This is a genomic window from Anoxybacillus sp. (genome assembly GCF_036834105.1).
Taxonomy (GTDB): Bacteria; Bacillota; Bacilli; order Bacillales; family Anoxybacillaceae; genus Anoxybacillus.
The window spans coordinates 1-10,627 of sequence record NZ_DAITON010000082.1; the positions used below are offsets into that span (position 1 = coordinate 1).

At 44.9% G+C, this 10,627-nt stretch carries 8 protein-coding genes; 6 read left to right on the forward strand and 2 right to left on the reverse strand.

The annotated features are described in order from the left end of the window. Nucleotides 1-131: 131 nt before the first annotated feature. Nucleotides 132-1,463: a PhoH family protein gene (locus V7Z64_RS08945; protein WP_297991834.1), complete on the forward strand. Its 1,332-nt coding sequence runs from the start codon at nt 132-134 to the stop codon at nt 1,461-1,463. A gap of 28 nt (nt 1,464-1,491) precedes the next feature. Here V7Z64_RS08945 and V7Z64_RS08950 read toward each other — a convergent pair whose 3' ends face one another. Then, entirely contained in the window at nt 1,492-1,986 is a 495-nt protein-coding gene (locus V7Z64_RS08950) for a peptidyl-prolyl cis-trans isomerase (RefSeq protein WP_297991837.1), read from the reverse strand. A gap of 139 nt (nt 1,987-2,125) precedes the next feature. Between V7Z64_RS08950 and V7Z64_RS08955 the strand changes: the two genes are divergently transcribed. The 3 genes from V7Z64_RS08955 (at nt 2,126) to pyc (ending at nt 7,203) form a co-directional block, all read left to right on the forward strand. Beyond that, nucleotides 2,126-2,416, forward strand: a complete 291-nt coding sequence (locus tag V7Z64_RS08955; protein WP_003395168.1) for a YlaN family protein — start codon at nt 2,126-2,128, stop codon at nt 2,414-2,416. A 73-nt stretch (nt 2,417-2,489) separates the two neighbouring features. Continuing rightward, nucleotides 2,490-3,698 (forward strand): FtsW/RodA/SpoVE family cell cycle protein, encoded by a 1,209-nt coding sequence (locus V7Z64_RS08960; protein WP_297991839.1) that lies wholly within the window; start codon nt 2,490-2,492, stop codon nt 3,696-3,698. A 64-nt stretch (nt 3,699-3,762) separates the two neighbouring features. Next, nucleotides 3,763-7,203 (forward strand): pyruvate carboxylase, encoded by a 3,441-nt coding sequence (gene pyc, locus V7Z64_RS08965; protein WP_297991842.1) that lies wholly within the window; start codon nt 3,763-3,765, stop codon nt 7,201-7,203. Between the two features lie 24 nt (nt 7,204-7,227). On the opposite strand, the gene V7Z64_RS08970 is transcribed toward pyc, so the two are convergent. Further along, nucleotides 7,228-8,175, reverse strand: a complete 948-nt coding sequence (locus V7Z64_RS08970; RefSeq protein ID WP_297991845.1) for a COX15/CtaA family protein — start codon at nt 8,173-8,175, stop codon at nt 7,228-7,230. Between the two features lie 379 nt (nt 8,176-8,554). Here V7Z64_RS08970 and cyoE point away from each other — a divergent pair, with 379 nt between their 5' ends. After that, nucleotides 8,555-9,460: a heme o synthase gene (gene cyoE, locus V7Z64_RS08975; protein ID WP_297991849.1), complete on the forward strand. Its 906-nt coding sequence runs from the start codon at nt 8,555-8,557 to the stop codon at nt 9,458-9,460. An 85-nt stretch (nt 9,461-9,545) separates the two neighbouring features. Further along, a complete protein-coding gene (gene coxB, locus V7Z64_RS08980) occupies nt 9,546-10,610 on the forward strand; it encodes a cytochrome c oxidase subunit II (protein ID WP_297991851.1) in 1,065 nt (354 codons plus the stop codon). Nucleotides 10,611-10,627: the final 17 nt, after the last annotated feature.

Below are 10,627 nucleotides of genomic sequence, written 5' to 3' on the forward strand. Positions count from 1 at the left end.
TTATATATTTCAATCGTTCCACCCCTTTTCGTCTTTAACTTTATTTTGCAAAACTTCTTCTATCTTTATGCGTCGATTCATATATATAAACAACAATCCCGTCCACCGACGGTCGTCAAGGGGGAGAAAACGTGAGCAAAAAAATATACGTATTAGATACAAACGTTCTTTTACAAGACCCGTATTCCATTTTTTCCTTTCAAGATAATGAAGTCGTCATCCCGGCTGTCGTGTTAGAAGAAGTGGACTCAAAAAAACGATATATGGACGAAGTAGGACGAAACGCGCGCCAAGTGTCCAAACTTATTGATCAATTGCGCCAAAACGGCAAACTTCATGAAAAAATTCCACTCCATAACGGCGGTGTGCTGCGCATTGAATTAAACCATCGCTCGTTTCAGCAACTGCAAGAAATTTTCATTGAAAAAACGAACGACAATCGCATTTTGGCGGTCGCTAAAAATTTATTGCTTGAGGAGCAGACGAAAGAACATGGGCGCCCCGTCATTTTAGTAAGCAAAGATGCGCTCGTGCGCGTCAAAGCAGATGCGATCGGGCTTGAAGCGGAAGATTTTTTAAGCGATCGCGTCGTAGAAATTGACCATATTTACACCGGCTTTTTAGATTTGTACATAAGTCCAGAACATTTAGCGCGCTTTTATGAAAAAGGTGAGCTTGTGCTTGCCGAAATCACGAACCATCCGTTTTATCCGAATCAATTTATCGTCATGAAAGACGCGCTTGGCGGCTCTTCATCGGCGCTTGGCATTGTCGATCATACAGGAAAAAAAGTGCGCAAACTCGTGTTTCATTACGATCACATTTGGGGCATTCGCCCGCGCAACGTGCAACAAACGATGGCATGTGAATTGCTGTTGCGCACCGACATTCCGCTCGTGACGCTCATCGGAAAAGCGGGAACAGGAAAGACGCTTCTTGCGTTAGCAGCAGGACTGATGCAGACGGAAGATTTGCGGCTATATAAAAAGTTGCTCGTTGCTCGCCCGATCGTGCCTGTCGGGAAAGATATCGGCTATTTGCCGGGGGAGAAGCAAGAAAAATTACGGCCGTGGATGCAGCCGATTTTCGATAACTTGCACTTTTTATTTGATACGAAAAAGCCAGGTGAACTTGACGCCATTTTATCAGGAATGGGCTCGATTGAAGTGGAGGCGCTCACATATATACGCGGACGAAGCATTCCGGAGCAGTTCATTATTATTGACGAAGCGCAAAATTTAACGAAACATGAAGTGAAGACGATTTTAACGCGCGTAGGAGAACGAAGTAAAATTGTGTTAATGGGTGACCCTGCTCAAATCGACCATCCGTATTTGGACGAATACAATAACGGGCTCACATACGTCGTTGAAAAATTTAAAGAACAAAAAGTCGCTGGACACGTGCGGTTAATTAAAGGAGAGCGTTCGTCGCTTGCGCAACTTGCCGCCGATCTTCTATAAAGCAAGAAAAGAGGCGAAAGGCCTCTTTTCATTCGACGATAAACGCCCGCACGTGTGTGATCGGATTGGAGCGGTTTGAGCCATCGCCGAAATAAATATGGACAGGCCCGTCTTCTTTTAACGGCTTGCCGTCTTTTGAGAAACATAATAAAAGTTCGTATGCTTCTGCTAGTGAAACGGTCGTATCGCCGTGTTCTGTGACGATGACGACGCGCGTCGCATCATCGTTTGGCTCGGCGTTGCGCAAAAATGGAGCAAACTTCATGCCAAACGTGCCTGTCAATATTTTTTCTTTTTCAAATTGTTTTTCCGTTTGTAGCGTTGGTGGGGAGACAGCTCCCTCTTGAATTTCACGATCCCAATATGCTGAAATTTTTTGAATATCGTCCGTCTCTTTCCGTTGTGTTACCTCGCGATTGCTTGTAAAATAAGTATGTACATCTACTTTTCGATCGTCGAAAATCCATACGCTCGGATCGAGTGTAATCGTAAATTTCACGTTCCCTTTGATGACGATTACCATATCCATTCCCCCTATCTGCCTTTCATTATATGATGAAAGCGCTTGTTTGTAAAATTGTATAGCAAGCCGTCTTGCTTGCATTTTTTTCGTATTCACGATAAGATGAAGAAACAGGAACGTACGGAACGGAGGGGTCAGCGTGACGCCTGAAGTGGCGATAAACTTTCGAGAAAGAGCCTATTCGTTATTGCAAGCGGATGCGGAAAAAATCGTCAAGCTCATTCAAGTGCAAATGGATCATTTAACGATGCCGCAATGTCCGCTATATGAAGAAGTGTTAGATACGCAAATGTTCGGTTTGTCCCGTGAGATTGATTTTGCCATTCGGTTAGGACTTGTCGATGAAAAAGACGGGAAGGCGATTTTAGACCGACTGGAACGCGAACTTTCGGCATTGCATGAAGCGTGCACGAAAAAGAAGAAAAAATGAAAAAAACTCAAACGAATTTCGTTTGGGTTTTTTTTGTTTTATAGTACAATGAAAGCAAAGAAGAAAAAGGAAGATGGAGCATATGCGTTTGAAAACGTTCGTGAAATACCACGACTATCCGTTCATCCTCGCTGTATGTTTATTATCGTTGTTCGGGCTTGTAATGGTATATAGCGCGAGCATGATTACCGCGGTTGTCCGCTTTCATACCCCGAGCGATTACTTTTTTCAAAAACAAAAATGGGCATGGGTGATCGGGGCGTGCATGTTTGTGCTCATGGCCTTTGTTCCGTACAAACATTATGCGCGCAAAAAGTTTTTGCAGTTCATTTTTTTCATTATGCCGCTGCCGCTCATATACGTCCTTTTATTTGGACATACGGCAAACAATGCGACGAGCTGGATTAAAATTGGTCTCATTCGCATTCAGCCGGCTGAGTTTGCGAAGATCGGTTTAATTATTTATTTAAGCGGCGTGTTGGCCAACAAGCAAAAAAAGCTGCTCACATCGCCGCAAGAAGCGCTGTTTCCTATTTACTATATGCTGTTTATTTGTTTGCTTATTTTTTTACAGCCAGACGTTGGAACGATGTTGATTATTATGGCGATTTGTGCAGCCATCGTCTTTGCTTCCGCAGCAAGCAAACGGCTGTTAATGAAACAGTTGTTATTGTTTTGTTTCATTGCTGGGATTGTCATGCTCGTTTTCGGTCCATTTGTATACGATAAAGTGTTTACAAAAGAGCGGTTATCGCGCATCGACAGCTTTTTGCATCCGTTTGACTATGCGGAGGATGACGGATTCCAACTCATCAACTCATATTTTGCAATCGCAAACGGGGGACTAAAAGGTCTTGGCCTTGGACAAGGCATTCAAAAATACGGCTATTTGCCAGAAGCGCATACGGACTTTATTATGGCAGTCATCGCCGAGGAGCTTGGTTTATTTGGCGTTTCATTCGTCCTCATCTTATTGTCGTTTATCGTATTGCGCGGCTTCGTCATCGCGAGAAAATGTCAAGATGCGTTCGGCAGTTTATTAGCTATCGGCATTTCGGCGATGATCGGCATTCAATCGTTTGTTAATCTTGGCGGCTTGACAGGACTCATTCCGATTACAGGAGTGACGCTTCCGTTTGTCAGCTACGGCGGCTCATCCCTCGTTTTACTGATGATGTCTGCGGGGGTGCTTGCGAACATTTCCGCGGTAACAACGTATGAACAAAAACATAAAACGAAAAAGGAAAGCAATATTCAAAAAAATCATATTTCTTTTTCGTAATCCTATTTACAAATACAGAAAATTCGTTATAGTTTTTATATGAACGATAGGGGGAGGATGCATAATGAGGCGTATTCAAAAAGTACTTGTTGCAAACCGTGGTGAAATTGCGATTCGCGTGTTTCGCGCGTGCAATGAGCTCGGCATTCGCACCGTTGCGATTTACTCGCGCGAAGATGCTGGATCGTATCATCGCTACAAAGCGGATGAAGCATATTTAGTCGGCGAAGGAAAAAAGCCGATTGAAGCTTATTTAGACATTGAAGGCATCATCGAAATTGCGAAAATGCATGATGTAGATGCCATTCATCCGGGCTATGGCTTTTTATCGGAAAACATCGAATTTGCAAAGCGATGTGAAGAAGAAGGCATCATTTTTATCGGACCGCGCCAACAACATTTAGATATGTTCGGCGATAAAGTGAAAGCGCGCCACCAAGCGAAACAAGCGGGCATTCCAGTTATTCCGGGAAGCGACGGCCCTGTGCAAAGCTTGGAGGACGTGTTGCGCTTTGGTGAGACATACGGTTATCCGATGATCATTAAAGCAGCGTTAGGCGGCGGCGGTCGTGGGATGCGCATTGTCCGTTCGCAAGCGGAAGTGAAAGAAGCGTACGAACGCGCCAAATCAGAGGCAAAAGCGGCATTTGGTAGCGATGAAGTATATGTTGAAAAATTAATTGAACGTCCAAAACATATTGAAGTGCAAATTTTAGGTGATGCATACGGCAACATTGTTCATTTATACGACCGAGATTGCTCGGTGCAACGGCGCCATCAAAAAGTCGTTGAAGTAGCGCCAAGCGTGTCGCTTTCGGAGACGTTGCGCGAAAACATTTGCGAAGCGGCAGTAAAATTGATGAAAAACGTGCAATATGTCAACGCAGGGACGGTCGAGTTTCTCGTTTCGGGCGATGAGTTTTACTTCATTGAAGTAAACCCGCGCATTCAAGTCGAACATACGATTACGGAAATGATTACAGGCATTGACATCGTTCAGTCGCAAATTTTAATTGCGGAAGGACATGCGCTACATAGCGAAAAAGTAGGCATTCCGAAACAAGAAGATATTGGCGTTCATGGCTATGCGATTCAATCGCGCGTGACAACGGAGGATCCGTTAAACAACTTCATGCCAGATACAGGAAAAATTATGGCGTATCGTTCCGGCGGTGGCTTCGGCGTTCGTTTAGACGCTGGAAATAGCTTTCAAGGGGCGGTCATTACACCATATTACGATTCGCTGTTAGTGAAAGTGACGACGTGGGCGCTCACGTTTGAACAAGCGGCGGCAAAAATGTTGCGCAACTTGCGCGAGTTTCGTATTCGCGGCATTAAAACGAACATTCCGTTTTTAGAAAACGTCGTCCAACATCCGAAGTTTTTAAAAGGCGAATACGATACGTCGTTTATTGATACGACACCGGAGCTATTTATTTTCCCGAAACGAAAAGACCGCGGAACGAAAATGTTGTCGTATATCGGAACGGTGACAGTCAACGGTTTTCCAGGCATCGGGAAAAAGAAAAAGCCGGTGTTTGACCCTCCTCGCATCCCGAAAGTGAACTATATCGAACCGATGCCGAAAGGGACGAAACACATTTTAGATGAACATGGCGCGGACGGGCTTGTGCGATGGATTAAAGAGCAAAACCGTGTATTGCTTACGGATACGACGTTTCGTGATGCTCATCAATCGCTGTTAGCGACGCGCGTGCGCACAAACGATTTGTTGCGCATTGCTGAGCCGACCGCGCGCTTATGGCCGCAGCTCTTCTCGATGGAAATGTGGGGCGGGGCGACGTTTGATGTCGCGTATCGTTTCTTAAAAGAAGACCCGTGGGAGCGGCTCATTCAATTGCGCGAAAAAATTCCAAACGTCTTGTTCCAAATGTTGCTTCGTGCGTCGAATGCCGTCGGATATAAAAACTATCCAGACAACGTCATTCGCGAGTTTGTCAAAAAGTCAGCCGAAGCAGGAATTGACGTGTTCCGCATTTTCGACAGCTTAAACTGGGTGAAAGGAATGACGGTTGCGATCGATGCGGTACGTCAAACAGGAAAAGTTGCTGAAGCAGCTATTTGCTATACGGGGGATATTTTTGACCCAGCCCGTACAAAATACAACCTCGACTACTATAAAAACTTAGCGAAAGAACTCGAGCAAGCTGGCGCCCACATTTTAGCCATTAAAGATATGGCAGGGCTATTAAAGCCGCAAGCTGCCTATACGTTTATTTCTGCTTTGAAAGAAGTAGTCGACATTCCAATTCATTTGCATACGCACGATACGAGCGGAAATGGCATTTACACGTACGCGAAAGCAATTGAGGCAGGAGTAGATATTGTCGACGTAGCGGTAAGTGCGATGGCTGGTTTAACGTCACAGCCGAGCGCCAATACGCTTTATTATGCGCTTGAAGGGACGGAACGTGCACCGGAAGTCGACATTGCATCGCTTGAAAAACTATCGCGCTATTGGGAAGATGTTCGCAAATATTACGCCGATTTTGAGAGCGGCATGAACGCGCCGCATACGGAAGTGTATATGCACGAAATGCCGGGCGGACAATATAGCAACTTACAACAACAAGCGAAAGCGGTCGGCTTAGGTGATCGCTGGGACGAAGTAAAAGAAATGTATCGTCGTGTGAACGATATGTTTGGCGACATCGTGAAAGTGACGCCATCGTCTAAAGTTGTCGGCGATATGGCGTTATATATGGTGCAAAACAATTTAACGGAACAAGACATTTATGAGCGCGGGGAGACGCTTGATTTTCCTGATTCCGTCGTTGAACTGTTTGAAGGATATCTCGGTCAGCCGCACGGCGGATTCCCAGAAACGTTGCAGCGCATCATTTTAAAAGGGCGCGAACCGATTACCGTTCGCCCAGGAGAGCTGTTAGAGCCGGTCGATTTTGAAAAGGTACGGGAAGAACTGTATCATCTCATCCAGCGTGAAGTGACGGATTACGACGTGCTCGCTTATGCGCTATATCCGAAAGTGTTCGTTGAATACGCGCGCACCGTCGAGCAGTTTGGGGACGTATCCGTTTTAGATACGCCGACGTTTTTATACGGCATGCGCCTTGGTGAAGAAATTGAAGTGGAAATTGAGAAAGGGAAAACGTTAATCGTCAAACTCGTCTCCATCGGTCAGCCACAAGCGGACGGCACGCGAATTGTGTACTTTGAACTAAACGGTCAACCGCGCGAAATTATCATTAAAGATGAAAGCATTAAAACAACGGTTGTCGCGCGCGTGAAAGCCGATCGCAACAATCCGAACCATATTGCTGCGACGATGCCGGGAACGGTCGTAAAAGTGCTCGTTGAAAAAGGGGAAAAGGTGAAAAAAGGCGACCACCTCATGATTACGGAAGCGATGAAAATGGAAACGACGGTGCAAGCGCCGTTTTCAGGTGTCGTCAAAGACATTTACGTTCAAGGCGGCGATGCCATCCAAACGGGCGATTTGTTAATTGAATTAGCGGAAAAATAAAAGAACGAGGCGAGCCTCGTTCTTTTATTTTAGAGCGGTAGATGGCATGACGTTCGCCCGTTGCGGCACGGCGTGCTCTTTTTTACTGCGCGTTGCTAATAATACAAAATAGCTAAGCACACCGAACAAACATGAAATGAAAAACGCATGGGCTAAGGCGACGTATAAATTGAGTTCTGTAAAGACGACGAGTGCCCCTGTTGCAACTTGGCAAGTGACGAGCGCGAGCGCGATCAGCCACCCCCAGTATATGACCGGCTGATGTTTATACCGTTTCATAGCATATATCGTCGCCCATAAAATCCAGATGAACAATAGACCGGCTGCGAAGCGGTGGCCCATTTGCACCCACTCATGCAGCTGTGTCGGAAATATGCGTGTTGGCGCGCAAAACGGCCAGCTTGGGCACGCCAAACTCGCTTGTTTATGGCGAACGAGCGCCCCTGTATAGACGACGATATAGCAATATGCGATAATGCCGTAAATATGAACGTTCATCGTGCGATCAAGCACGACCGATGCGGCATCGAACTTTTGATCGACTTCAAAAATAAATAGCGTCAATAAAAAGACGGCTGCAAATGAAATTAACGAAATACCGAAATGAAGCGCAAGCACAACGTCCGATTGTCCCCATACGACTGCCGCCGCCCCGATGAGCCCTTGTAAAACGAGGAAGACGAACGAAACGATAGCCAAAAATTTCGTTTCACGAATATGACCGATCGCTTTCCATGCCCAAACGGATAAAACGAGCACCATCAGTCCGACGACGCCTGAAATGACGCGATGGCTTAATTCAATTAGAAGCTCAGCCGTAATGTTCGATGGAATGAGCTGCCCGTGGCATAGCGGCCACGAGCGTCCACACCCCATGCCTGATCCTGTTTTCGTCACAAGCGCGCCGCCGATTAAAACGAAAAGCATGCCGATTGTCGTCGCTACTGCAAACCATTTTAAAAGCCGTTGCAATGTATCCACTTCCTTAACGAGAAATTTTATCTAGCAAATGCCTAGTAAAAACTGTATAATAAATGTGAAATACGTGTGAAGAAATTCTATCCTCATATTAGCGGAAAATGTCGAAAAGCGCAAAGTTTTATTATTTTACAATATAGCAAACGTGACAAATGTAGTTGAATATTTGAACGGAGTTTGCTAGAAATATAAGTGCGGCTATTTTTCAACGTCTTCATTGTAATAATATCATTTTGACACAAATTCGACACAATTAAGACAAAAAAAGTTCACAATTTGACAAAGAAATGTGCTTTAATATACAGAGACGACATATCGTTATCGTGTATATAATGGAAACGCCTTCAAAGGCATAAGAGAGGAGTGGCGGCAGATGGCGGATGTAGTCGAAGATGTAAAAACGACAAAAATACAGACAGGTGTTTTAAAAGATGTGTTGGCAGTCGTTAAAATTGGCATCGTCAATTCCAATTTAATTACGACGTTTACGGGACTTTGGTTAGCCCTTCATTTTACTGGAAAAGGTTTTTTAACTAACTTGCATACGGTGTTTTTTGCGCTCATTGGATCTGCGCTCGTCATTGCAGGTTCATGCGCGTTAAATAATTTTATCGATCGCGATATCGATCATTTGATGGAGCGGACAAAAGGTCGCCCAACGGTAAGCGGAAGCGTAGAGCCAAAGCGCGTGCTCTGGTTTGGCGTTCTGCTCGTCGCGGTCGGTACGATGAGCTTGCTTATGACGACCGTCACCGCAGCCATCATCGGATTAGTCGGGGTCGTGACGTACGTCTTTTTATATACGATGTGGTCGAAAAGAAGCAATACGTTTAATACCGTTATCGGAAGCATCTCTGGCGCAGTTCCGCCAGTTATTGGTTGGACGGCGGTCGATGATACGTTCCACATCGTTCCAGTCATTTTATTTTTGCTTATGTTTTTATGGCAGCCGCCACACTTTTTAGCGCTTGCGATGAAGCGATGTGAAGAATATCGCGCAGCGGGTATTCCGATGTTGCCGGTCGTCCATGGATTTGCGATGACAAAGCGGCAAATCGTCATTTGGATCGTGGCGCTATTGCCGTTACCGTTTTACTTGTTTTCATTAGGTGTACCGTTTATGGTTATCGCCACGCTATTAAATGTCGGTTGGCTAGCGCTTGGATTAGCAGGTTTTAAGATGAAAGATGACATGAAATGGGCAAAATGGATGTTCATTTATTCGTTGAACTATTTAACGATTTTGTTCGTGACGATGGTCATTGTCACCATCGATTAAAAGGTTTACAATTCTTTCTTTTTGTAAAGAAAGAATGTATATATTTCACTTTACTTCATAATCGAAAGAGGGGTTTGATTAGGCTATGAAAAAGTGGCTACGAAATTGGCGCTTGGTTTCTCTTGTATCCGCCATGGCGCTCTTGCTAGCTGGTTGCGGCAAGCCGTTTTTATCGACGCTTCAACCAGCAGGGGAAGTAGCTGACATGCAGTACAAGCTTATGCTGCTCAGCACGGCCATCATGGTCATCGTCATTGCGGTTGTAACGATCATCTTTCTTTACGTTGTGACTCGCTTCCGTCGCCGTAAAGGGGAAGAAAACAAAATTCCGAAACAAGTAGAAGGAAGCCACACGCTTGAAATTATCTGGACAGTTATTCCGATTATTTTACTAATCATCTTAGCTGTTCCAACGGTTTTATACACGTTTAAACTTGCTGATGTAAAACCGATGAACAAAAAAGAGCGCGACGTTGTCGTCGTTAACGTTCGTGCAAATTTGTACTGGTGGGAGTTTGAGTACCCGGATTACGGCATTATCACAAGCCAAGATTTAGTCGTGCCAACAGGCGAACGCGTGTATTTTAACTTAAAAGCTTCCGATGTCAAACACTCGTTCTGGATTCCAGCGGCTGGAGGAAAAATGGATACAAATACAGATAACACAAACCAATTTTTCCTCACATTTGATGAAAAGCGCGCGGAAGAGGCAGGTCGTCTATTTTACGGGAAATGTGCCGAGCTTTGCGGCCCGTCACACGCATTAATGGACTTTAAAGTGAAGGCGCTTCCTCGCGCTGAGTTTGATCAATGGGTAGAAAAAATGAAAAATGCGAAACCTGTTGCTTCAACAGACCCTGTTGTGAAACAAGGGGAAGAAATTTTCAACAAAAGCTGTATTGGCTGTCACGCCGTTACGCCAGTTGACGGTCGTCCTGAACAAGCTCGCCTTGCGCCAAACTTAGGCAACTTTGCGGATCGTGAACGCATTGCTGGCATTTTAGAACATAACGAAGAAAACTTAAAAGCTTGGCTAAAAGATCCAGAGAAAATTAAGCCAGGCAACAAGATGACAGGCACATATCCAGCATTGTCTGATGAAGAGCTTGAAGCGTTAACAAAATACTTAATGACATTATCTGTTGAGTAAGGGGATTATCGATAAAG

Bases quoted from the DNA above. Each gene is read 5' to 3' on its own strand.
- pyc (WP_297991842.1), top strand. From the start codon at position 3,763: ATGAGGCGTATTCAAAAAGTACTTGTTGCAAACCGTGGTGAAATTGCG.
- cyoE (WP_297991849.1), top strand. From the start codon at position 8,555: ATGGCGGATGTAGTCGAAGATGTAAAAACGACAAAAATACAGACAGGT.
- coxB (WP_297991851.1), top strand. From the start codon at position 9,546: ATGAAAAAGTGGCTACGAAATTGGCGCTTGGTTTCTCTTGTATCCGCC.
- V7Z64_RS08950 (WP_297991837.1), bottom strand. From the start codon at position 1,986: ATGGTAATCGTCATCAAAGGGAACGTGAAATTTACGATTACACTCGAT.
- V7Z64_RS08960 (WP_297991839.1), top strand. From the start codon at position 2,490: ATGGAGCATATGCGTTTGAAAACGTTCGTGAAATACCACGACTATCCG.